The organism is Pseudomonas sp. LB3P58, assembly GCF_054897895.1.
Genome location: NZ_JBUBVE010000001.1, coordinates 4675990 through 4699634 on the forward strand (window position 1 = coordinate 4675990; position 23645 = coordinate 4699634).

At 59.0% G+C, this 23645-nt stretch carries 21 protein-coding genes and 1 pseudogene; 15 read left to right on the forward strand and 7 right to left on the reverse strand.

All coding sequences use genetic code 11. The features are described 5' to 3' along the window. Positions 1 to 165: 165 nt before the first annotated feature. Together argJ and secA are read right to left on the reverse strand one after the other, a co-directional pair. Positions 166 to 1383: a bifunctional glutamate N-acetyltransferase/amino-acid acetyltransferase ArgJ gene (gene argJ, locus ACYZTZ_RS21765; protein ID WP_095132706.1), complete on the reverse strand. Its 1218-nt coding sequence runs from the start codon at positions 1381 to 1383 to the stop codon at positions 166 to 168. Positions 1384 to 1505: 122 nt separating this feature from the next. Further along, positions 1506 to 4241, reverse strand: a complete 2736-nt coding sequence (gene secA, locus ACYZTZ_RS21770; protein ID WP_461999670.1) for a preprotein translocase subunit SecA — start codon at positions 4239 to 4241, stop codon at positions 1506 to 1508. Between the two features lie 307 nt (positions 4242 to 4548). Between secA and ACYZTZ_RS21775 the strand changes: the two genes are divergently transcribed. Beyond that, positions 4549 to 5004 (forward strand): DUF721 domain-containing protein, encoded by a 456-nt coding sequence (locus tag ACYZTZ_RS21775; protein WP_007945864.1) that lies wholly within the window; start codon positions 4549 to 4551, stop codon positions 5002 to 5004. 92 nt (positions 5005 to 5096) lie between these two features. Here the strand turns inward: ACYZTZ_RS21775 and ACYZTZ_RS21780 are convergent, their stop codons facing one another. Further along, a complete protein-coding gene (locus ACYZTZ_RS21780; RefSeq protein ID WP_461999671.1) occupies positions 5097 to 6584 on the reverse strand; it encodes a helicase HerA-like domain-containing protein in 1488 nt (495 codons plus the stop codon). A gap of 189 nt (positions 6585 to 6773) precedes the next feature. Here ACYZTZ_RS21780 and ACYZTZ_RS21785 point away from each other — a divergent pair. The 5 genes and pseudogenes from ACYZTZ_RS21785 to ACYZTZ_RS21805 form a co-directional block, all read left to right on the forward strand. Further along, positions 6774 to 7805, forward strand: a pseudogene (locus ACYZTZ_RS21785) (HAMP domain-containing protein); the annotation flags it as partial. 93 nt (positions 7806 to 7898) lie between these two features. Continuing rightward, positions 7899 to 8663 (forward strand): methyl-accepting chemotaxis protein, encoded by a 765-nt coding sequence (locus ACYZTZ_RS21790; protein ID WP_443216968.1) that lies wholly within the window; start codon positions 7899 to 7901, stop codon positions 8661 to 8663. A 272-nt stretch (positions 8664 to 8935) separates the two neighbouring features. After that, the gene (locus ACYZTZ_RS21795; protein WP_461999672.1) at positions 8936 to 10057 is read left to right on the forward strand and encodes a glycosyltransferase family 4 protein; all 1122 of its coding nucleotides are present in this window, start codon (positions 8936 to 8938) and stop codon (positions 10055 to 10057) included. Further along, entirely contained in the window at positions 10050 to 10826 is a 777-nt protein-coding gene (locus tag ACYZTZ_RS21800; protein ID WP_461999673.1) for a DUF2334 domain-containing protein, read from the forward strand. Before ACYZTZ_RS21795 ends, ACYZTZ_RS21800 begins: the two co-directional genes overlap by 8 nt. Continuing rightward, the gene (locus ACYZTZ_RS21805) at positions 10823 to 11818 is read left to right on the forward strand and encodes a lysylphosphatidylglycerol synthase transmembrane domain-containing protein (protein WP_461999674.1); all 996 of its coding nucleotides are present in this window, start codon (positions 10823 to 10825) and stop codon (positions 11816 to 11818) included. The genes ACYZTZ_RS21800 and ACYZTZ_RS21805 overlap by 4 nt, the downstream gene beginning before the upstream one ends. 24 nt (positions 11819 to 11842) lie before the next feature. Here ACYZTZ_RS21805 and ACYZTZ_RS21810 read toward each other — a convergent pair whose 3' ends face one another. Both ACYZTZ_RS21810 and purU read right to left on the reverse strand, forming a co-directional pair. Further along, complete coding sequence (locus tag ACYZTZ_RS21810) at positions 11843 to 12019, reverse strand: hypothetical protein (RefSeq protein WP_461999675.1); 177 nt, start codon at positions 12017 to 12019, stop codon at positions 11843 to 11845. Between the two features lie 86 nt (positions 12020 to 12105). Next, on the reverse strand, positions 12106 to 12954 hold the full coding sequence (gene purU / locus ACYZTZ_RS21815) for a formyltetrahydrofolate deformylase (protein WP_056741382.1): 849 nt from the start codon (positions 12952 to 12954) through the stop codon (positions 12106 to 12108). Between the two features lie 339 nt (positions 12955 to 13293). Between purU and mvaT the strand changes: the two genes are divergently transcribed. Further along, positions 13294 to 13671 carry a histone-like nucleoid-structuring protein MvaT gene (gene mvaT / locus ACYZTZ_RS21820; RefSeq protein WP_007933316.1) on the forward strand — a complete coding sequence of 126 codons (378 nt, stop codon included), beginning with the start codon at positions 13294 to 13296 and terminating at the stop codon, positions 13669 to 13671. Between the two features lie 100 nt (positions 13672 to 13771). Here the strand turns inward: mvaT and sbcB are convergent, their stop codons facing one another. Then, positions 13772 to 15202 carry an exodeoxyribonuclease I gene (gene sbcB / locus ACYZTZ_RS21825; protein ID WP_461999676.1) on the reverse strand — a complete coding sequence of 477 codons (1431 nt, stop codon included), beginning with the start codon at positions 15200 to 15202 and terminating at the stop codon, positions 13772 to 13774. A 183-nt stretch (positions 15203 to 15385) separates the two neighbouring features. Here sbcB and ACYZTZ_RS21830 point away from each other — a divergent pair, with 183 nt between their 5' ends. From ACYZTZ_RS21830 to ACYZTZ_RS21865, 8 genes are all read left to right on the forward strand, one after another. Next, a complete protein-coding gene (locus ACYZTZ_RS21830; protein ID WP_461999677.1) occupies positions 15386 to 16111 on the forward strand; it encodes an RDD family protein in 726 nt (241 codons plus the stop codon). After that, entirely contained in the window at positions 16108 to 17085 is a 978-nt protein-coding gene (locus ACYZTZ_RS21835) for a stage II sporulation protein M (protein WP_461999678.1), read from the forward strand. Before ACYZTZ_RS21830 ends, ACYZTZ_RS21835 begins: the two co-directional genes overlap by 4 nt. Beyond that, on the forward strand, positions 17072 to 18616 hold the full coding sequence (locus tag ACYZTZ_RS21840; RefSeq protein WP_461999679.1) for a DUF4129 domain-containing protein: 1545 nt from the start codon (positions 17072 to 17074) through the stop codon (positions 18614 to 18616). Before ACYZTZ_RS21835 ends, ACYZTZ_RS21840 begins: the two co-directional genes overlap by 14 nt. Then, the gene (locus tag ACYZTZ_RS21845) at positions 18613 to 19776 is read left to right on the forward strand and encodes a DUF4350 domain-containing protein (RefSeq protein ID WP_461999680.1); all 1164 of its coding nucleotides are present in this window, start codon (positions 18613 to 18615) and stop codon (positions 19774 to 19776) included. The genes ACYZTZ_RS21840 and ACYZTZ_RS21845 overlap by 4 nt, the downstream gene beginning before the upstream one ends. Beyond that, positions 19773 to 20774 (forward strand): AAA family ATPase, encoded by a 1002-nt coding sequence (locus ACYZTZ_RS21850; protein WP_461999681.1) that lies wholly within the window; start codon positions 19773 to 19775, stop codon positions 20772 to 20774. The genes ACYZTZ_RS21845 and ACYZTZ_RS21850 overlap by 4 nt, the downstream gene beginning before the upstream one ends. Next, positions 20771 to 22102 (forward strand): DUF58 domain-containing protein, encoded by a 1332-nt coding sequence (locus ACYZTZ_RS21855; protein WP_461999682.1) that lies wholly within the window; start codon positions 20771 to 20773, stop codon positions 22100 to 22102. Before ACYZTZ_RS21850 ends, ACYZTZ_RS21855 begins: the two co-directional genes overlap by 4 nt. A 155-nt stretch (positions 22103 to 22257) precedes the next feature. Beyond that, complete coding sequence (locus ACYZTZ_RS21860) at positions 22258 to 22506, forward strand: hypothetical protein (protein ID WP_046049686.1); 249 nt, start codon at positions 22258 to 22260, stop codon at positions 22504 to 22506. Positions 22507 to 22773: 267 nt separating this feature from the next. Next, complete coding sequence (locus ACYZTZ_RS21865; RefSeq protein ID WP_461999683.1) at positions 22774 to 23160, forward strand: DUF6124 family protein; 387 nt, start codon at positions 22774 to 22776, stop codon at positions 23158 to 23160. A 71-nt stretch (positions 23161 to 23231) separates the two neighbouring features. Here the strand turns inward: ACYZTZ_RS21865 and ACYZTZ_RS21870 are convergent, their stop codons facing one another. Then, positions 23232 to 23591 carry a PilZ domain-containing protein gene (locus ACYZTZ_RS21870; RefSeq protein WP_461999684.1) on the reverse strand — a complete coding sequence of 120 codons (360 nt, stop codon included), beginning with the start codon at positions 23589 to 23591 and terminating at the stop codon, positions 23232 to 23234. Positions 23592 to 23645: the final 54 nt, after the last annotated feature.

Here is a 23645-nt window from a genome sequence, read left to right on the forward strand (position 1 = left end):
ATAGGGGTATGGGCCAGAATCTTTAGTGTCTGGTCGACCGCCTTCGCGAGCAAGTCGAATCGTCGCACCGCCGCTCCCACATTTGACCGAGTCCTTCCAGTAGAAATGCGATCAAATGTGGGAGCGGGCTTGCTCGCGAAGGGAGCAACTCGGTCCTGACGTTGGTTACGTGCGGTATTCGGCGTTGATTTTCACGTATTCGTGGGACAGGTCGGTGGTCCAGATGGTTTCGCTGCAATCACCGCGACCCAGCTCGATACGGATCGTGATTTCTTCCTGCTGCATCACGGCCGCGCCCTGGGCTTCGGTGTAGGTCGATGCACGAGCGCCACGGCTGGCGATACACACTTCACCGAGGAACACGTCGATTTTGCTCACGTCCAGGTTCGGTACGCCGGCACGGCCGACGGCGGCCAGAATGCGGCCCCAGTTCGGGTCGGAGGCGAACAGTGCGGTCTTGATCAGCGGCGAGTGGGCCACGGTATAACCGACGTCCAGGCATTCCTGGTGATTGCCGCCGCCGTTGACTTCAACGGTCACGAACTTGGTCGCGCCTTCGCCGTCACGAACGATGGCCTGGGCCACGTCCATGCACACTTCAAACACCGCTTGCTTCAACTTGGCGAACAACTCGCCTTCGGCGCGGGTGATTTCCGGCAGTGCAGCCTGACCGGTGGCGATCAGCATGCAGCAGTCGTTGGTCGAGGTGTCGCCGTCGATGGTGATGCGGTTGAACGACTTGTTGGCACCGTCCAGCAGCAGGTTTTGCAGCACGTCGCGGGAGACTTTGGCGTCGGTGGCGATGTAGCCGAGCATGGTTGCCATGTTCGGGCGGATCATGCCCGCGCCTTTGCTGATACCGGTGACGGTGATGGTCACGCCGTCATGCTGGAACTGGCGGCTGGCACCTTTTGGCAGGGTGTCGGTGGTCATGATGCCGGTGGCGGCAGCTTCCCAGTTGTTGACCGACAGGTCGTCGAGGGCGGCTTGCAGAGCCCCTTCGATTTTCTCGACCGGCAGCGGCTCGCCGATCACACCGGTGGAGTACGGCAGCACCAGGCTGGCGTCGACGCCGGTCAGCTCAGCCAGTTTGGCGCACGTACGCTCGGCGGCGGCAAGGCCCGGTTCGCCAGTGCCGGCGTTGGCATTGCCGGTATTGGTCAACAGGTAACGCACCGGACCTTGCACACGCTGCTTGGCCAGGATCACGGGAGCCGCGCAAAAAGCGTTCAGGGTGAACACGCCAGCGACCGTGGAGCCTTCGGCACAGCGCATGACCACAACATCCTTGCGCCCCGGGCGCTTGATGCCAGCCGAGGCGATACCGAGTTCAAAACCGGCAACCGGGTGCAACGTTGGCAAAGGACCAAGACCAACAGCCATGAATGCGCTCCTTAATAAATGATGTCAGCACCGCTTTCAGGAAGAACGGTGGTTTAAATGGCAAAACGCCGCGACGGCATAAGCCGGTCGCGGCGCGGGTATTTCAGCGTATGAAACGGGTTTTACTGGATCTGCCCGTGGCAATGCTTGAACTTCTTGCCCGAACCGCAGTAGCAAAGTTCGTTGCGGCCCAGCTTCTGTTCGTTGCGTACCGGCGCGATGGCAAGGGCGACATCGACCTCTTCACCCAGCAGTTCCGGTTGCTCAAGCCCCGGTGCTTCTTCGTGATGGAACTGCATGCGTGCAGCCAGCGCTTCGGCTTCCTGACGCAGACGTTGTTCTTCTGCTTCCGGGTCTTCGCGGCGAACCTGAACGTGGGACAGCACACGGATCGAGTCGCGCTTGATCGAATCCAGCAGCTCGGAGAACAACGTGAACGACTCGCGCTTGTACTCTTGCTTTGGGTTCTTCTGGGCATAGCCACGCAAGTGAATGCCGTGACGCAGGTGGTCCATGGTCGACAGGTGGTCTTTCCACAGGTCGTCCAGCACGCGCAGTACGATTTGTTTCTCGAAGCTGCGCAGCGCTTCGGCGCCCGCCTGGTCTTCTTTCTCGTTGTACGCCGCGATCAGCTCTTGCATCAGCTTCTCGCGCAGGGTTTCTTCGTACAGGTGATCGTCTTCGTCGAGCCATTGCTGGATCGGCAGCGCCACACCGAAGTCGCTCTGCAACGCGGCTTCCAGACCGACCACGTCCCACTGCTCAGGCAGCGATTGCGGTGGAATGTGCGCGCTGACGGTGGCGTTGAGCACGTCCTGACGGAAATCGGCGATGGTTTCGCCAATGTTGTCAGCGGCCAACAACGTGTTACGCATGTGATAGATCACTTTACGTTGTTCGTTGTTGACGTCGTCGAACTCGAGCAGTTGCTTACGAATGTCGAAGTTGCGGCCTTCAACCTTGCGCTGAGCCTTCTCGATGGCGTTGGTCACCATGCGGTGCTCGATCGCTTCACCAGGCTGCATGCCCAGGGCCTTCATGAAGTTCTTCACCCGATCAGAGGCGAAGATGCGCATCAGGCTGTCTTCCAGCGACAGGTAGAAACGGCTGGAACCGGCGTCACCCTGACGACCGGCACGACCACGCAGCTGGTTGTCGATACGGCGCGATTCGTGACGCTCGGAAGCAATCACCTGCAAACCGCCCGATTCGAGCACTTGCTGGTGACGTTTCTGCCAGTCGGCCTTGATCTGGGCAATCTGCTCAGGGGTCGGGTCTTCCAGGGTGGCCACTTCAACTTCCCAGTTACCGCCCAACAGGATGTCGGTACCACGACCGGCCATGTTGGTGGCGATGGTCAGTGCGCCTGGGCGACCGGCCTGGGCAATGATCTCGGCTTCTTTTTCGTGGAACTTGGCGTTCAGAACCTTGTGTTCGATGCCTTCCTTCTGCAGCAGCGCAGACATGTGCTCGGAAGTTTCGATGGTTGCAGTACCCACCAGCACCGGACGGCCCTGGGTCATGCATTCCTTGATGTCATTGATGATCGCCGCGTATTTCTCTTCGGCGGTCAGGAACACCAGGTCGTTGTAGTCTTTACGCGCCAGCGGTTTGTTCGGTGGGATAACCATCACCGACAGACCGTAGATCTGGTGGAATTCGAACGCTTCGGTGTCAGCGGTACCGGTCATGCCGGACAGCTTGTTGTACAGACGGAAGTAGTTCTGGAACGTGGTCGAGGCCAGGGTCTGGCTTTCGGCCTGAATGTTCAGGTTTTCCTTGGCTTCGATAGCCTGGTGCAGGCCTTCGGACAGACGGCGACCCGGCATGGTACGACCGGTGTGTTCGTCGACCAGAACGACCTGGCCATCCTGCACGATGTATTCGATGTTGCGATTGAACAGTTTATGAGCGCGCAGACCGGCATAAACGTGAGTCAGCAGACCAAGGTTGTGCGCCGAGTACAGGCTCTCGCCTTCAGCCAGCAGGCCAACGCGGGTCAGCATGTCTTCGATAAACTGGTGACCGGCTTCGTTGAGCTCAACCTGACGGGTCTTCTCGTCGACGGTGTAGTGGCCGGCCTTGGTGACTTCGCCTTCCACTTCTTCGATGTGCAACTCAAGCTGCGGGATCAGTTTGTTGATCTCGATGTACAGCTTGGAGCTGTCCTCGGCCTGACCGGAAATGATCAGCGGGGTACGGGCTTCGTCGATGAGGATGGAGTCGACTTCGTCGATCACGGCAAAATTGAGTTCGCGCTGGAATTTTTCTTCCATGCTGAACGCCATGTTGTCGCGCAGGTAGTCGAAACCGAATTCGTTGTTGGTGCCGTAGGTAATGTCGGCAGCGTAAGCCAGACGTTTCTCTTCCGGCGGCTGGAACGGCGTGACAACACCGACCGACATTCCGAGGAATTCGTAGAGCGGACGCATCCAGTTGGCGTCACGACGGGCCAGGTAGTCGTTCACCGTCACAACGTGCACGCCCTTGCCGGACAGTGCGTTGAGGTAAACGCCCAGTGTTGCCACCAGGGTCTTGCCTTCACCGGTACGCATTTCCGCGATCTGACCTTCATGCAAGGTCATGCCGCCGATCAGCTGGACATCGAAGTGGCGCATACCCATGACGCGCTTACCGGCTTCGCGGGCGACCGCAAAGGCTTCTGGCAGCAGCTTGTCGAGGGTTTCCCCTTTGGCGATGCGGGCCTTGAACTCATCTGTCTTGGCACGCAATTGATCGTCCGAAAGGGCCACCATTTGCTCTTCGAAGGCATTGACGAGTTGCACCGTCTTGAGCATGCGTTTGACTTCACGCTCGTTCTTGCTTCCAAAAAGTTTCTTTAACAAAGGCGCAAACATATCGGCAGGATCTTCCACACTAAAGGGATGGAGGGCGGCCCCGTGAGTCGCCCGAGCAGCCCTCATGGCCGCATGCGAACGAGCATTCTACCCGGAAACGATGGTGAGGAAAGTGGCGTTGTTCCACGATGCTGGCACAGCGTTGTAACGGGGCTCACTTAAAATAAGGGCTTTTGGCTGAACTTCAAGCCATTCACGGCAGAAGTTACTTGTTGATTTAATGGGTAAAGCGCTCGCAAAGCAATGGCTCGGGTGCATCCGGTGCTTTCTGCTACCATGGCGGCTCTGTTACTTCAGGTGTCTGATCATGGCATTTCGCCCTCTTACGGCCAGAGCACCCGCCGTCCTGCTTCGCGAAGCCAAACCGCTGAAAGCCATCTTCGGCCACGCTCAACGCCTGGGTCATTTACAACGTCTGCTGGAAAGCCAATTGCAGCCCGCCGCCCGCGAGCATTGCCATGTGGCGTCGTGGCGCGAAGGCAGTTTGTTGCTGATAGTGACCGACGGTCATTGGGCAACCCGCTTGCGCTATCAGCAAAAGCGTCTGCAACGGCAGTTACAGATGTTCGACGAGTTCGCCAGCCTGACGCGGATTCTGTTCAAGGTTCAACCGCCCACGGTTCAGCAAGGGGCGGCTGGCCATACCATCAGCTTGTCGACCGATGCAGGCGCGACCATTCAGGCCACAGCCGACGGGATCAGCGATCCGAATCTGCGGGCGGCGCTGGAACGGCTGGCGGCTCACGCCAAACCCAAGGTTTAACGGCAAGATCAAAAGATCGCAGCCTGCGGCAGCTCCTACAGGGTGTACGCCATCCCAATGTAGGAGCTGCCGAAGGCTGCGATCTTTTGCTTTTAGCGGCGTTTGCTGCCTCCGAGCAACGAGCCCATTAGACCGCGTACCAACTGTCGGCCCAATTGATTGGCTGCCTGGCGCATCGCTGATTTCAGTGCCTGCCCCGCCGCGGTACCGAGGAATTCCCCCGCTTTGTCGGTGAAGCTTGGCTCTTCGGCTGCCGGTTTGCCCGCTGCAGCGTCAGGCTCTGGCGCCAACCCTTTGCGCCCCATCAACACTTCATAAGCCGATTCGCGATCAACGGGTTTGTCATACCGCCCCTTCAATGGCGACCCCGAGATCAGCGCTGTGCGCTCAGTCTCGCTCAATGGCCCGATCCGCGATTGCGGCGGCGCCACCAACACCCGCTGGACGATCTCCGGCGTGCCCTTGTCCTGCAACGTGCCGACCAGCGCCTCGCCAATCCCAAGCTCAGTCAGCACCGACAAGGCATCGAACGCCGGGTTCGGCCGGAAGCCTTCGGCCACCGCTCGCAGGGATTTCTGCTCCTTGGCGGTGAACGCGCGCAAGCCATGCTGAATGCGTAAACCGAGCTGAGCCAGCACGTCATCCGGCAAGTCGCCCGGCGATTGGGTGACGAAATACACGCCAACGCCTTTCGAGCGAATCAACCGCACCACTTGCTCAAGACGATCCTGCAACGCCTTTGGCGTACCGGCGAACAATAAATGCGCTTCGTCGAAAAACAACGCCAGCAGCGGTTTGTCCGCATCGCCACGCTCCGGCAGTTGCTCGAACAGTTCGGCCAGCAGCCACAACAGGAACGTTGCGTAGACCTTCGGCGCTTCGTGCACCAGACGGCTGGCATCAAGCAAGTGAATGCGCCCGCGGCCCTCGGCGGTCGGCTGCAGAATGTCTTCGAGTTGCAGCGCCGGCTCACCGAACAGCGCTTCGGCGCCCTGCTGTTCCAGGGTCGCCAGACGCCGCAACAGCGCCTGACTGGAACCGGTGGTCATCAGCGCGGCGTCGTCACCGAGCAATTCGGGGTTGTCACGCAGGTGATTGAGCAGTGCCTTCAGGTCCTTGAGGTCCAGCAGCAACAGCCCTTCACGGTCCGCCACCTTGAACGCGGCGTACAGCGCCGACTGTTGACTGTCGGTCAGCTCCAGCAGGCTGCCAATCAACAACGGCCCCATTTCGCTCAAGGTTGTGCGCAACGGATGACCGGACTGACCGTGAATGTCCCACAGGGTTACCGGATACGCTTGAGGCTTGTGATTCAGCCAAGGCATCCCGGCGATCCGCTCGGCGATTTTGCCTTGAGGGTTGCCGGCGGCGCCCAGACCACACAGATCACCCTTGATATCGGCGGCAAACACCGCCACACCGGCATCGCTGAAGGCTTCGGCCATCCGTTGCAAGGTGACGGTTTTGCCCGTCCCGGTTGCGCCCGCGACCAAACCATGACGGTTCGCCAGACGCATGGCCTGGGCAACGGGCTGCCCGGCGAGATCGGCACCGATAACGAGTTGTAATGAGTCAGGCATTTTGTCACCCATGGTTAATCTTTGATCCTTCACGGCCGATAGGAATAAGCGAGAGACCCAATTGAAAGCAAGGTCCGACATTCCCCTATGGAGAGCAGGAATTACCGACTCGCTCCATTGCGCACTCATTTTGCGCGCATTAACAGCAACGCGCCCCGAACAATAAGACCTTAGCGGACCCCTCGAGCCATGAACAAAAATCTGCGCTTCAGCCATAAAATCCTGCTTGCCGCCGCCCTCATCGTGATTGCCGCCTTCGCCTCGTTCACGCTGTACAACGACTATTTGCAGCGCAATGCGATACGCCGCGATCTGGACAACTACTTGCAGGAAATGGGCAGCGTCACCGCAAAAAACATTCAAACCTGGCTGGCCGGCCGCAGCCTGCTGATCGAAAACCTGTCGCAAACCGTTGCCTTGAACGCAGATATAGCCAATGTCTCCAACCTGCTGGAACAGAAGGCCGTGTCGTCGACCTTTATGGGCGCCTACCTGGGCAACAAAGATGGCACCTTCATCATCCGCCCGGACAGCAAGATGCCCGACGGTTATGACCCTCGTGCCCGCCCCTGGTACAAGAGCGCGCAAAGCACCAGCGGTTCTGCCCTGACCGAACCCTACATCGACCTGGCTTCTGGCCAGTTGGTGATTTCCATTGTTAATAGCGTACTCAAGGACGGTCAAAACATCGGCGTGGTCGGTGGTGACTTGAGCTTGCAGGTGATCACCGACAGCCTCAACGCACTGGACTTCGACGGCATGGGCTATGCGTTCCTGGTCGGTGCCGACGGCAAAATCCTGGTTCACCCGGACAAAGCGCTGGTGATGAAGTCCTTGAGCGAGGCGTACCCGAAAAACACCCCGCGCATCAGCAGCGACTTCAGTGAAGTAGACGTCGACGGCAAGACTCGCATCGTGACCTTTACACCGATCAAAGGGCTGTCCTCAGTCAACTGGTACATCGGGCTGTCGGTGGACAAGGACAAAGCCTTCTCCAAGCTCAGCGAATTCCGCGCCTCGGCGCTCGTTGCAACGGTCATTGCCGTGGCCATCATCATCGCTCTGCTGGGTATGCTGATCCGCATCCTGATCCAGCCGCTGCACGTCATGACCCGCGCCATGGCAGACATCGCCGACGGCGAAGGCGACCTGACCAAACGCCTGACCATCGTGAACAACGATGAATTCGGTGTCCTCGGTACCGCGTTCAACCGCTTCGTGGAACGCATTCACGGTTCGATCCGCGAAGTGTCGTCGGCCACCGGGCAAGTCAACGAAGTGGCTCTGCGTGTCGTGGCCGCCTCGAACTCGTCGATGTTCAACTCCGACCAACAGGCTTCGCGTACCAGCAGCGTGGCCGCGGCGATCAATCAGCTCGGCGCCGCCGCTCAGGAAATCGCCCGCAATGCAGCGCAAGCATCGAGTCAGGCCAGCGATGCCCGCAGCCTGGCCGAAGATGGCCAGCAAGTGGTAGATCGCAGCATTGTCGCGATGAATCAACTGTCGAGCATGCTTAGCGCCTCGAGCACCAACATCGAATCGCTGAACAGCAAAACCGTGAACATCGGGCAGATTCTCGAAGTGATCACCAGCATCTCCCAGCAAACCAACTTGCTGGCGCTCAACGCGGCCATCGAAGCGGCGCGCGCCGGTGAAGCCGGACGTGGTTTTGCCGTGGTGGCCGACGAAGTGCGCAACCTGGCGCACCGCACTCAGGAGTCGGCGCAACAGGTGCAGACCATGATCGAGGAGCTGCAAGTCGGCGCCCGCGAATCCGTCAGCACCATGAGCGACAGCCAGCGCCACAGTCAGGACAGCGTCGAAATCGCCAACCTGGCCGGCGAGCGTTTGAACAGCGTGACGTTGCGTATTGGCGAGATTGACGGGATGAACCAGTCGGTGGCGACGGCGACCGAGGAGCAGACGGCGGTGGTGGAGTCGATCAACGTCGACATTACCGAGATCAACACACTGAATCAGGAAGGGGTGGAAAACCTGCAGGCGACGTTGCGGGCGTGTTCGGATCTTGAGCAGCAGGCGGCGCGGTTGAAGCAGTTGGTTGGCAGTTTCCGTATTTAAACTTCAAAATCCACCCCTCACCCCAGCCCTCCCGAAACGTCGGACCGCCCCAGAGGGGAGAGGGGAAAGGGAGCCGATCTCCATGGTTTCTGGTTCCTGAGTTCGACTCGATTTCCCCGGTCGCAGAATATCTAAAGAACAACTCGGTCAGTCCCCTCTACCTCTGGGAGAGGGTTAGGGTGAGGGGGCGAGATCGACACCCCGCCACAAAACCCCAACCGAACATCTATCCTTCATAAAGGTCAACCAAGGGAGAACAACGGACCGGAGGGATGTTCATCGTGCATATCGCTGACATAACCATGTTCTACGCTCCTGCCAGCGGTGGCGTGCGCACTTATCTGGATGCAAAACACCGTCGCCTGAGCATCAAGCCGGGCATTCGCCACAGTCTGTTGATCCCAGGGGCTTACTTCAGTGAACAGGATGGCGTTTACACGGTTCCGGCCCCCGCCCTGCCCTTCGGCAAGGGTTATCGTTTCCCCCTCCGTCTCGCGCCATGGCGCAATGTTCTACAGGATTTACAACCCGACCTGATCGAGGTCGGCGACCCCTACCTCACCGCATGGGCGGCCCTCGACGCCCGGCGGCAGCTCGATGTCCCGGTGATCGGCTTTTATCATTCGGACCTGCCGCTGCTGGTCAGCAATCGCATGGGCAACTGGGTCACCACCAACGTCGAAGCCTATGTCAGCAAGCTCTATGGCAACTTCGATCGGGTTCTGGCGCCCAGCCAGATCATGGCCGACAAACTGATCGGGCTGGGGGTGAAGAATGTTTTCGTGCAACCGCTGGGCGTCGACTTGCAAACCTTCAATCCCACGGCACGAGACACGGGCCTGCGGGCCGAATTGGGCATTGATGAAAACACTCATTTGCTGATCTTCGCCGGGCGCGGCTCCAAGGAAAAAAACCTGCCGGTGCTGCTCGACTGCATGAAATGCCTGGGCCGACGTTATCACCTGCTGCTGGTAGGTTCGTCGATGCCGGCCGCAGTGCCCGACAACGTTACCGTGATCGGTGAGTTCTGTACGGCGGCACACGTGGCGCGATTGATGGCCAGCGCCGATGCGCTGCTGCACGCTGGTGATCAGGAAACCTTTGGCCTGGTAGTTCTTGAAGCCATGGCCAGTGGCATTCCGGTGGTGGCCGTGGCGGCCGGGGCCTTTCAGGAGATCATCACCGATCAATGCGGCCTGCTCTGCCCGCCGAATAATCCATTGGCGATGGCCAACGCGGTACGCGAGCTGTTCAGTTCGGGCAGCGTCGTTTTGGGCAAACAGGCCCGCAGCCATGCCGAGCGGCATTACTCCTGGGACACGGTGGTCAACAGCCTGCTGGGGCACTATCACGCCGTGCTCGGCAGCCACTGGCCCCTTACGGCCAATGGTTGAGCCCATGAACCTGCCCAGCCTGTTACTCGTGCTGCATGACGTCGCACCGCAAACCTGGGCCGATTATCAACCCTTTGTCGACGCCGTCGACGCCTTGGGCGAGGTGCCGATAACCTGGTTGGTGGTGCCGAACTTCCACAAGCACAACGATCTGGAAGAGCATCCGGGATTTCGACGCTTGCTCGACAGTCGCATCGCCCGAGGTGACGAACTCGCATTGCACGGTTACTTTCATTGCGATGAAGCGCCCACTCCCACTACGCCACGAGACTGGTTCATGCGCCGGATATACACCCACGAAGGCGAGTTTTACAGCCTGTCTCAAGACGCCGCCCTCGCCCGCCTGCGCGCCGGCATCGAAGTGTTCCACCGTTATCACTGGCCGCTGGAGGGATTCGTCGCCCCGGCCTGGTTGATGAGCGAAGGGACGCGCCAGGCCTTGCGCCAGTTACCCCTGAGTTACACCAGCGATTCGCAGCATCTGTATCGTCTGCCGGACTTCAGCGCGGTTGATGCGCCAGGGTTGGTCTGGAGTGCGCGCAGTGCCTGGCGCCGTGGGCTGTCGAAGCTCGTCAGCGATCAACGCGAACAACGCTGGCAGCAAGCACCAGTGATTCGTCTTGGCGTGCACCCGGTCGATATGCGCCACGAGTTCTCGCGCACTTACTGGCTGCAAACCCTCAAGCGCTTGCTCGACGAGGGACGTGTGCCGGTGACCAAGGCACGCTGGCTGGCGCTGCAAAGCGACCGTATCGGTCGCGCCGCATGAGTCGCGGGATTCTGCTGCTCGTCGCGCTGCTCGCTGCGGTGCTGATTCCGTCGCTGCTGGGCGGTAACGAAACCTGGTATCGGCTGCGAAGCTTTCCGCTGACATGGTTGCTGATCATGTTCGGCATGATCCTGCTGTGCTGGGTGCTGAACACGATGCGCTTGCGCCTGTTACTCGGGGATCAGCGTGACAAGGTGGGTCCGCTAAAAAGTCTCGGGGTGGTGATGGCCGCCGAATTCGCCTATTGCGCAACACCGGGCGGCAGCGGCGGCCCACTGACGATCATGGCGTTGTTGGCGCGCAATGGCGTGCGTCCAGCCAGGGGCAGCGCCGTGTTTGCCATGGATCAGCTGAGCGATTTGCTGTTTTTTCTCTGCGCGCTGAGCGGGATCCTGATTTATGCGTTGTTCCAGCACCTCAGTCAACGTATGGAATGGCTGCTGACCGTCAGCGCCATTTCGATGTTCGGCGGGTTGTTCAGTTGCGTGGTGGTCGCCCGCTACCATCGAATACTGATTCGTCTGAGCGGTCGGTTGCTCGCCCGCCTGAATGTCAAAGCCACCACGCGCCTGCGCTGGGCGCGAAAACTCCTGCACTTTCTGGCGGCGTTCACGGACACACTGAAGCTGCCCTTTCAGACACTCATCACGGTGTTTGCCCTGACGTGCCTGCATTGGATCTTGCGCTATAGCGTGCTGTATCTGGCGTTGCGTGGGCTCGGGGCGGATTTGCAGTGGGCCTGGAGCTTTCTGATCCAGATGCTTTCACTGAGCGCGGGGCAATTCAGCCTGTTGCCGGGCGGTGCCGGGGCGGCGGAGTTGACGTCGGCGGCGCTGCTGGCGCCGATGGTGGGGAAATCCACCGCGGCGGCGGCGATTCTGATCTGGCGGGCGGTGACCTATTACTTCTACTTGGTGGTGGGTGGCCCGGTGTTTTTGCTGATGCTCGGGCGGCCGCTGCTGAAGAAGTTGATGAAGTTCAAACAGGCGTAGGAGTTGCCGCAGGCTGCGATCTTTTTAGGGCTCCCCGGTTTTATCGTCGGACTCCGGATTCAACTGTTCCCACAACTCCGCCGCACCGGGAAACTCCGTGCCGTCTTCGGGGTTCATGTCATCCGGATCGTAACGACTCAAACACCCCTCGCCCAACGTGGCGGGAGCCTTGGATGTCGCTTTGTCCAGTGGGTCGGCCATGGTCATGTCCTCAGTGCAGAAACGGCGAAGGGCCTGAAGCGATTGAACGCCCAGGCCCTTCGAATTTCAACTGTGTTGAATGGCTATCAGAACACGACGGTTTTGTTGCCATGCACCAGCACCCGATCTTCCAGGTGATAACGCAGACCACGGGCCAGCACCATCTTCTCGACGTCCCGACCGAAACGCACCATGTCTTCGATGCTGTCACTGTGGCTGACGCGAACGACGTCCTGTTCGATGATCGGACCGGCATCCAGCTCTTCGGTCACGTAGTGGCAAGTAGCGCCGATCAACTTCACGCCACGCAAAGATGCCTGGTGATAAGGCTTGGCACCGACGAACGACGGCAGGAAGCTGTGGTGAATGTTGATGACCTTGTGGGCATATTCGCTGCACAACTCGGGCGGCAGGATTTGCATGTAGCGGGCAAGTACGATCACTTCGGCATCGTGCTGTTTGACCAGGCGCGAGACTTCGGCGAATGCCGGCTCTTTATCCTGCGGATTGACCGGTACGTGGTAATACGGAATCCCGTGCCACTCGACCATGCTGCGCAAGTCGTCATGGTTGGAAATCACACAGGAAATTTCGCAATCCAGCTCATCACTGTGCCAGCGATGCAGCAAGTCGGCGAGGCAGTGAGACTCGCGACTGGCCATCAGTACCACGCGCTTTTTCTGCTCGGTATCGGTGATGCGCCAGTTCATCGAGAACTCTTCGGCAATCGGTGCAAACGCTTCGCGAAAGGCATCGATACCAAAGGGCAGCGAATCGGCACGAATTTCGTGACGCATGAAGAACCAGCCACTGAGATTGTCCGAGTGATGGCTCGCTTCAGTGATCCAGCCGTTATGTGACGCCAGAAAGTTACTGACTTTAGCAACGATGCCGACGCGGTCCGGGCAAGCAATCACCAGCCGAAAAGTGCGCATGAGGGTCAAACTCCAGAACTTCGCAAAGGCGGCCATTCTAGCGATTGCGCAGCAAAACTGCAGTATTGATGACGTGTGGCCCGACACAAAGGTAAGCGGCAGAGGTTCTGGCAGCACCTGCAACCCGCGCGATGGTGTTCCTGTTGCCAATCTTCAAGTGCTCAATTGTGAATATTCGTGATGACTGCATCACACTATTTAACTACACCGGCAATTTATGCCTATTCACCGTAACTAATTTAAATAAAACTCCGGTTATATGTTTACTTGGTGAAACACCCTGACTATTATTGCCGCACTGTCACCTGCCATCCAGCGCCCCAACATAAGGTAGTCCTCATGTCCTTGATCAACGAATATCGCGCCACCGAAGAAGCTATCAAAGAGCTGCAAGCCCGTTTGAAGAACCTGTCCCAAGACGACAAACTGCAAACCGAGCTGGAATTCGAAGGCAAACTGCGCACCCTGATGGGCGAGTACTCCAAGTCTCTGCGTGACATCATTGCGCTATTGGATCCAGAGTCCAAAACCAAAGCACCACGCGGCGGCGCAGTAAAAACTACTGGCACCAAGCGTGCTCGCAAAGTTAAACAATACAAAAACCCGCACAACGGCGAAGTCATCGAAACCAAAGGTGGCAACCACAAAACTCTGAAAGAGTGGAAAGCCAAGTGGGGCGGTGACGTGGTTGAAGGCTGGGCTACCCTGCTGGGCTAAGCCGTAGCGCTTGTCGCAGACTCATCCGCGACAAAAAAGAACGCCAGCATCTGCTGGCGTTTTTTTATGCCCGGGATTCAGCACACGAACATTTTCGATTTCAAAGATTCAAACGTTTGCGTAATGCCTGGACATAATTCTGCCATTCATTCAGCACCTCTCGCTGAAACGATGTAGCCGTAATACTCCATTGGGCTGCGGCCTCTACAAAAGTTTCCAGCGTATTTGGCGCCCCCCACTCGGGGGCTGACAAACGTTGCTGACAGAATACTCGCCAGCGCTCTTGCTCTTCGAAACTCAACGTATCGGGGAAGTTGCGTGCGCGATATCGAAACAATAATTCAGGCAATCGTTCATCATCGAAAGGCCATTGTTGTTGCGCTAATTGAGCCGGGTCAGCAGACCTGACTTGCTCACAAAGACGCCGATCCCGATCACCGATAAAACCATCGTATAACTGCTGCTCAGGGTCTTGGCTCGGGGTGAAATCTTCGCTGGCATAAATCGCCTGAACTTTATCTCGCCAAACTGTTTGTGCGTCACTTAGCCGCAGCACGCGCTCTTGGTAGAGCGACATATCCAGCCCCAAACGTTGCTGATCTTCAGAGCGAAGTACCGACAACGGCGCCACCACCGGGCATTTATTGATGTGGATAAGTTTGAGCGGCACCGGCAACTCGCCCTCGGCCAAGTCATCGCGGCGGGTATACAGCCGTTGGCGCAAGGTGTCGGCATCAAGATCGAGCAAACCCTGAGGGTCCAGGTGCAGGTCACAGACAATCAAGGCGTTCTTGTTGCGCGGGTGCCAGGCCAAGGGCAGCACCACACCGACATAATTGCGCGCCGCCGAAAAGCGCCCGGATATGTGCACCATCGGCTGCAACAGACGAATCTGATCCATCACCTTTTGTTTGCCGCGCAACTGAAACAACCAGTCATACAACTTCGGCTGCTTTTCCCGGATCAGACGCGCCAGGGCGATGGTGGCGCGAACGTCCGATAGCGCTTCGTGAGCATTTCCGTGATCAATGCCATTGGCGGTGGTCAGGCGTTCGAGTTTGAGCGTTATCCGCCCCTCGTCGTCCGTCGGCCAAACGATGCCGTCAGGGCGCAAGGCATACGCTGCACGCACCACATCGATCAGGTCCCAGCGGCTATTACCGCCCTGCCACTCGCGCGCATAAGGGTCGAAAAAGTTTCGGTAAAGACTGTAACGGGTCATCTCGTCATCGAAACGCAACGTGTTGTACCCCGCTCCACACGTGCCGGGCGCAGCGAGTTGGGCATGCACCCGGGTCATGAAATCGGCTTCGCTCAAGCCTTGCTCGGCCAGTCGGCCGGGCGTAATTCCAGTGATCACGCAAGCTGCTGGATGGGGCAGGATGTCTTCACTGGGCTGGCAGTAAAGGTTGACCGGCTCGTCTATTTCATTGAGATCGAAGTCAGTGCGAATCCCCGCCATTTGCAGCGGGCGGTCGCAGCGGGGGTTGATGCCAGTGGTTTCATAGTCGTACCAGAAGATAGAGGTCACGGGCTATTCCTGAACTGAAGATCGGCGAAGTCTAGGCGTTCACATCCCGCCCCGGCCAGTAGTCTCGTCATTCAATCACCTCCGACCACTTACCGTGCAATACATAGTTATGTCGTTTTCCCCCGAGAGGCTGCTAGCATCGGACGGACATCGAATCCCGAACAGGCCACATCAAGGTTGCCCATGCTCGAGACCACAGCACTGCCAAGGAAAGCGACGCTGTCCCCGCCACTGGATACGCGGTATCAAGTCGAAACGCCGGAAGGCATCGACTTGCCACTGCGCCCGGCCGGGTTGATGGTTCGTGCGCTGGCGTTCTCCATCGATCTCGGGTTGCGCGGGTTGATCGTTGGCCTGCTGTTTATTGTCCTGGCGTTCCTCGGGAAACTCGGTGCAGGGCTCGGCTCGATTCTGCTGTTCGTGGTGAGCTGGTGGTACATGGTGCTGTTCGAAGTGCTCAATCAGGGTCGTTCGCCAGGCAAGCATTGGATGGGCCTGCGAGTGGTGCAGGACGACGGCACGCCGATCGGCTGGTCTGCTTCGCTGCTGCGCAACCTGCTGCGATTTGTCGACATGCTGCCGTTCGGCTATTTCCTCGGGGCCATCAGTTGCCTGCAACATCCCACCTTCAAACGCCTCGGCGACCTGGCCGCCGGCACGCTGGTGATCTACCGCGAACAACCGCTCGCCCGACCGCAACTGCCTGACATCCAGCCCCGACGCCCGACCTTTGCGCTGACGCTGACCGAACAACGCGCCATCCTCGGGTTTGCCGAACGCCAGGGTGAACTCTCTGAAGCACGGGTCAAAGAGCTGGCGGCCATACTCGCGCATCCGCTGCAGGTGTCGGCGCCAGGGGCCGTGGACGAACTCAATGGCATCGCCCGCGGCTTGTTGGGCCCCACATGAAGCAAAGCCTTTTCGAAACTCGCCACAAGGCCGAATGGGAGCAATTTGCTGTCGTGCTTGAACAACTGGAGCAAGGCAAGGAAGCCGAGCGAGTCGCTGGTTTCCCCAGCGATTATCGTCGTCTCTGCCAACACCTGGCGCTGGCCCAGGAACGTGGTTACAGCAGCTTTCTGATCGACTCATTACAGCAACAGGTGCTGCGCGGGCATCAACAGCTTTATCGCCACCGCAGTCGACTGGGTGCCAACGTGCTGGGCTTCATCCTGGCTGACTTCCCGCGACTGGTGCGCGAACAATGGCGTTTCGTACTCGCCGCCGGCCTGATGTTTTTTGGCAGCCTGATCGGCATCGCACTGCTGGTGTATCTGTTCCCCGACCTGGTCTACAACCTGATCCCGGCCGAGCAGGTCAGCGAGATGCAAGGCATGTACGACCCCGACGCCGGTCACCTGGGACGCTCGGCGGAACGGGCGGCCAGTGAAGACTGGGTGATGTTCGGTTACTACATCATGCACAACATCGGCATTGCCTTTCAGACCTTCGCCAGCGGTTTGCTGTTTGGCTTGGGCAGCGCGTTTTTCCTGTTCTTCAACGGTTTGATGATCGGTGCGGTGGCCGGGCACCTGACGCACATCGGCTACGGGCAAACCTTCTGGTCGTTCGTGGTTGGCCACGGCGCCTTCGAACTGAGTGCTATCGCCCTGGCCGGTGCCGCCGGCCTGCAACTGGGCTGGGCATTGATCGCGCCGGGGCGCCTGCCCCGCTCCGAAGCCCTGCGATTGGCGGCGCGCAAGAGCGTACTGCTGATTTGCGGGGTCATGCTGTTTCTGCTGATTGCGGCGTTTATCGAAGCTTACTGGTCGTCCACAATCGGGGTCACGCCAATGACCAAATACCTGGTCGGTGCAGCGCTCTGGTTGTTGGTGGCGACTTATCTGCTGTTAGCCGGACGGACTCGCCATGCGCCTGAGTGACGCCACGGTAGTGATCCGCCCGCGCACGACCTGGGAAGCCATGGACCTTGGCGTCCTGCTGAGCCAGCGACATCGGCGCCTGCTGATGACCAGTTGGGCCATCGTGACCTTGCCGATTTTCGCCCTGCTCAGTTGGGTGCTGTGGGATTCGCCCTCCCTCGCCGTGTTCATCTTCTGGTGGTTGAAACCGGCGTTCGACCGCCTGCCGCTGTACATCCTGTCCAAAGCCATGTTTGGCGAAACGCCCACGCTGAAGCAGGCGCTGCGCCAATTTCCGCAGCTGCTCAAACCGCAACTGCTGGCGAGTCTGACCTGGCGACGCCTGAGCCTGAGTCGCAGTTTCCTGATGCCGGTGGTGCAACTCGAAGGGTTGAGTGGGCAGCCACGACAACAGCGCTTGCAGGTGCTGTTGCAGCGCAACGCCGGTGCCGCGCGGTGGCTGACCATCATCGGCGTACACCTGGAAAGCGCGTTATGGATCGGCCTGATGGTGCTGTTCTATATGTTCTTGCCGCAACAGGTCGAACTCGACTGGAACTGGCAGACCTTGATCACCGCCGCTACACAAGACTGGCGATGGCTGGAACACCTGACCAACGCCTTTTACGCACTGGTGCTCATTGTCTGGGAACCGATTTATGTCGCCTGCGGCTTCAGCCTTTATCTGAATCGGCGCACGGTGCTGGAGGCCTGGGATATCGAGCTGGTGTTCCGCCGCATGCGCCAACGCTTGACCAGCACCGCCGTCACCCTGCTGCTGGCGGCGTTCCTGTTGATGCCGACAGCGCAAACCGGGTGGGCCGCCGAGCCAGTCATTTCACCCGACAGCCCACGCCTGCTGGACCAACCTCTGACCAGTCAGGCATCCCGGGACAGCATCAAGGCGATCCTCGATCAGCCTCCGTTCAAGAACAAGGAATCGGTCACGCGCTATCGGTTTGGCGAGGACAAACCCGCCACCGACACGGCGGACGATGACCCAACAACCGAATGGCTGGAGGCGCTGCTCAAGCTTCTGGACAACCAACGATTCGGCGCAGCGGCCACGCTGATTGAAGTCGTGTTGTGGGGTGTCGTGATCGGTGCCATCGGTTTATTGATCTGGCATTACCGTGACGGGTTGCAAGCCTTCGTCAGCCGTCGACCGGCCTTGAACAGCAAGGTCGCGCGGCCGTTACCGCAACAGGCTTTCGGCCTGGACCTCAACCGCGAAACCCTGCCTGCCGACATCGCCGCCAGCGCCGAACGCCTCTGGCAAACCCACCCTCGCGAGGCCCTCGGATTGCTCTATCGCGGTCTGCTCAGCCACTTGCTGCACGACTTCAACATGGCGCTGAAACCCGCCGACACCGAAGGCCAGGTCCTGGAGCGCATCGAACACCTGCAACAACCTGCCTTGCTGGCCTTCAGTAAAAACCTGACCGGGCACTGGCAGAACATGGCCTACGGGCATCGCCTGCCTCCCGCGCATTTGCAACAGGAACTCTGTGACGGCTGGCGAGCCCTGTTCGGCCCGGGAGCGTTGCGTTGAACCGGCAACGCTGGCTGGCGGTCGGCGTGTTCATCGCCGTGCTAGTGATCGCGCTGAGTGTTTATCTGTACGTCAAGGCGACGCCCTATCAGACAGACATCGATCACGGTCCTTCACCCGAAGCCCAGGCCAACCCCTATCTCGCCGCCGAGCATTTCCTGCGCAATCAGGGCCTGACCGTCAGCCATGCCAATAGCCTCGACATTCTGCCAACCCTGGAGCCGCATCAGCACAGTCTGTTGTTGCTCGGGGACCGGTACAACATGACCCCGCGCCAGATCGATCAAGTGCTGAACTGGACCCGGGCCGGCGGGCGTCTTTTGTTTGTTGCCCAGTCACTGTGGGATGAAAAGACCGGCCAAAGCAATGACCTGCTGCTCGACCGGGTGCAGATTCACCAGTCGCTGAGCAAAGACCTCAAGGACCCGCCGCCCGCTATCGACGACGATCCTTACCCCAAACTGACCAAGCTGTATCTGGAAGACGAAAACGCGCCGGCCTACGCCGGTTTTGATACCGCATTCCATCTCGAAGACCCGAAAAACCTCGCCCAGGCCTGGGCCAACAGCGGCAAGGCCACGCACATGATGCAGCTCAATCACGGGCTCGGTTCGATCACCGTGGTCACCGACGCCGACCTGTGGAAAAACCCGGCCATCGACCAGTACGACAACGCCTGGCTGCTCTGGTACCTGACCGCGGACACGAACGTGACCCTGCTGTTCAATACCGATCACGACAGCCTGCTGACCTTGCTCCTGCGCTATTTCCCCCAAGCATTGGTCGCCCTTTTTGCCCTGATCGGTCTTGGCTTCTGGCACGTCGGCGTGCGCCAGGGTCCGTTGCTGAAACCGGCCCCGAGAGCCCGCCGTCAACTTCAGGAACACCTGCGCGCCAGTGCCGATTTCATGTTGCGCCGCAACGGTCAACAGCACCTGCTGCAAGCCTTGCAGCGCGACATCTTGCGGCGTGTGCGGCGCCGTCATCCCAGTTTCGAACAACTCGGCGTTGCCGAACAATGGCTGGTGCTCGCACGCCTGACCGGCCAACCCACACGCGCTATCAGCCAGGCCATGAGCCCGCGACCGAACCAGCGGCAGTCCAGCGCTGAATTCAGCCGTCAGGTCGCCCACCTGCAAACCTTGAGGAACGCCTTATGAGTGAACAGATCGAGCCCGGCGTACAGAGCCACGCTGCGCAGCAACGCCAACGCGCCAGTCAATTGGCCCAAGCAGTAAGAACTGAACTGCAAAAAGCCGTGATCGGCCAGAACACCGTGATCGACGACGTCCTCACCGCGCTGATCGCCGGCGGCCATGTACTGCTCGAAGGCGTGCCGGGGCTGGGCAAGACATTGCTGGTGCGCGCCCTCGCCCGCTGCTTCGGCGGTGAGTTCGCGCGCATCCAGTTCACCCCCGACCTGATGCCCAGCGACGTCACCGGGCACGCGGTGTACGACTTGCAAACCGAGCAATTCAAACTGCGCAAAGGTCCACTGTTCACCAACCTGTTACTCGCCGACGAGATCAACCGCGCCCCGGCGAAAACCCAGGCCGCGCTGCTCGAAGCCATGCAGGAACGGCAAGTCACCCTCGAAGGCCGCGCCCTGCCCATCGTGCAACCGTTCATGGTGCTCGCCACACAAAACCCTATCGAACAGGAAGGCACTTACCCACTGCCCGAAGCCGAGCTCGATCGCTTCATGCTCAAGGTGCGCATGGACTACCCCGACGCCGATCAGGAGCTGAACATGGTCCGCCAGGTCAGTCGCTCGACCCGGGCCGACATGCTCGACGTACAACCGCTGCGCACCGTGTTGCAAGCCAAGGACGTGTTGGCCTTGCAACGCATCGCCAGCGACCTGCCGCTGGACGATCAGGTCCTCGATTACGCCGTGCGCCTGGCCCGCACCACCCGCAACTGGCCGGGCCTGATCCTCGGCGCCGGGCCTCGGGCCTCCATTGCCCTGGTGCGTTGCGCCCGTGCCCGCGCCTTGTTGCGCGGTGGCGAGTTTGTGATTCCGGACGACATTAAAGGCTGCGCCCTCGCGGTGCTGCGTCACCGGGTGCGGATTGCCCCGGAGCTGGATATCGAAGGGCTGGAGGTCGATCAAGTGCTCAAGCAACTGCTCGATCAAGTGCCGGCGCCGCGCCTGTGAAACCTTCGCGTCTGCTGTTGATCTGGCTCGCATTGCTGCTGGCCATCGGCATCGTGCTGGGCGCATTGCGGGCATTGGAATTCGCGGTTCCCTCGAGCCTGTTGTCGATCAACTGGGGATTGCTGCTGGCGCTGCTGGCCTTGGCGATACTCGACGGCGTCCGTCTCAAACGACTGCCCTCGCCCCGCCTCCAACGACAAATGCCCGGTAGCCTTGCACTCGGTCGATGGGGTGAAGTGCGACTGGCGATCGAGCATGATTTTGAACAACCACTGACCGTACAGATTTTCGACCATGTACCGGAGGGGCTGAGCTTCGAAAACCTGCCCCTGTCGGTCGAATTGCAACCTGGCCAGCACAGCCAGATCGGCTATCGCCTGCGCCCGCTCAAGCGCGGTCATTTCAGCTTCGAACACTGCGAAATCAGTGTGCCGAGCCCATTGGGTCTGTGGTCCGATAAACGCCTGTTCAACGTGATCGATAACACCCGCGTCTATCCCGACTTCGCCCGCCTCTACGGCGGCCAACTGCTGGCGGTGGACAACTGGCTCAGCCAACTCGGCGTGCGCCAACGCCAACGTCGTGGTCTGGGCCTGGAGTTTCATCAGTTGCGTGAATTTCGCGAAGGCGACAGCCTGCGCCAGATCGACTGGAAAGCCACGGCACGACAACGCACGCCGATTGCGCGGGAGTATCAGGACGAGCGCGACCAGCAGATCATTTTCATGCTCGATTGCGGCCGGCGGATGCGCAGCCAGGACGGTGAACTCGCCCATTTCGATCACGCACTGAATGCCTGCCTGCTGCTCAGCTACATCGCCCTGCGCCAAGGCGATGCGGTAGGCCTGAGCACCTTCGCCAGCGACCGACCGCATTACCTCGCCCCGGTCAAAGGCACCGAGCAACTCAAGGTCCTGCTCAACACCGTCTACGACCTCAATAACACCCAACGCCCAGCGGATTACCAGGCCGCCGCCAACCAATTGCTGGCCCGGCAAAAACGCCGGGCGCTGGTGGTGCTGGTCACCAACCTGCGGGATGAAGACGACGATGAACTGCTGACCGCGGTCAAGCGCCTGAGCAAACAGCATCGGGTGCTGGTGGCGAGTCTGCGCGAAGACGTGCTCGACAGCCTGAGGCACACGCCGGTGCAAACCTTGTCGGAGGCGCTGACCTATTGCGGAACGGTGGATTATTTGAATGAACGGGCTGAACTCCATGAGCGGTTGAGTGCTCATGGAGTGTCGGTGGTGGATGCTCGGCCCTCAGAGTTGGGAGCCGAGATGGTGACGCGATATCTGGGTTGGAAAAAAGCCGGAATGCTGTAACGGTACCCAGCATAGAAAACAGCTGCTTCACGACCTCGATAGGAAGTGATAGTGGAACTACTTAAGGACGCGATGCAGCGGTCAATTCTTTCCCAAACAGTTTTGAGCATCGGTCATAACCAACAAACGTTTCGCTCTACACCGAGGAATAAATCATGGATGAGAAAAATCTATTCACTGCAGTGCTAACCCAGATCTCTCAGAACCAGCTGGCAATGGGTGCGGCAATAGAAGAACTAACCAATTGGGTGGAGAAGCAAGGGGCTACTGAAGTCGCAAGTAACATCCGAGGGGCGCTCCAAACGCTAGATCGAAACCAAAAATTTATCTCTCTGGCGCTTATCTCTGTGTCCACCGACTTTAAAGAAGTACAGCCCCCGAAAAAACCACACTCTGATGAGTGACAAAAACTTTCAACCTTTGCAAATATCGCTCGACAATTTCTCAAAATTGTCGGGCGCTCTGTGATGAAGGAATAGCTTGGTGGCATGACAAATGTTCATCGTTGGACGGCTCTTTTCCTACTCGAATATTCGAGCAAACGACAACGACTACAAAACCAAGCGCCTCTGCCTACAACTAGCAGCGGCCCCGGCTGACTATTGAAGATGGCCGTTCAACCTTAAGGTTCTCCTGTCTCTACCCATTAGCGATCCAAAGGAGTTAACCCGATGTTCAAACCTCCACCCGAGAAATTCGAATCCATCCCCCGTTCGCCCTACGCCACCCTCGACCCTAAAAAGCTCCACGCCGCCGCCAAAAAGGCTCTGAAACACTACCTAAAACAAAACAACACCAAAAACCGCTTTACCGACGAACACACTACCGAGGAACGAGCCATGAAGATGTTCACCGTTGTGTCCGATGCCAACCCCGAAGCCTTGACCATCGAGACCTACGAGACCTTTTCGACGGTCAGCATTCTGCTGTTGGACCTGGCTGAAAGCCTGGACGACAAGCCGCGACATCTGGCGATGGCGATTTATCAGTTGAGTGAGTTGGGGTTGTTGCTGGTGGAGAGGTCGCTGGCTAACGAGATGGCAATCAAAACGACGTAGCGACAAATTTCTGTAGCCGCTGGCGCAGCCGAACGCAGGCTGCGCCAGCGGCTACAGATTGTGGAGTGTTGTCAGGCGGAGGCAGGCAACGGCTGAAAACTGAAGTATTGCTTCAAGGCGCTGACCAATTGCCCATATTCCGGCGGCGCCCGTTGCAGGCTGAAACCGGCGTCATAGTGGTGAGGGGTCGTGTCTTCATGGCACCACAGGCAACACGCCTGAAGATCAATGACCTGCATGCAGCCATCGCTGGCGGGGATTTTCAGGCGCAAATCGAAATCGGCGCCGATCATCATCGGCAACTGGCTGATCAGCATCAGCCCGTCTTCGGACACGTTGCCCAGAAAACCGATGGGTTTGTCGGTGATGCTGTTGAACACTCGTAGAAAATACGGCAGTTGATGCCGCTCGATCCGGCGGTCAGTAAACATGCGCAAATGGCCCAGCAAGGCTCTTAAGCAGAGCCGCACTAATGCTTCGGAACG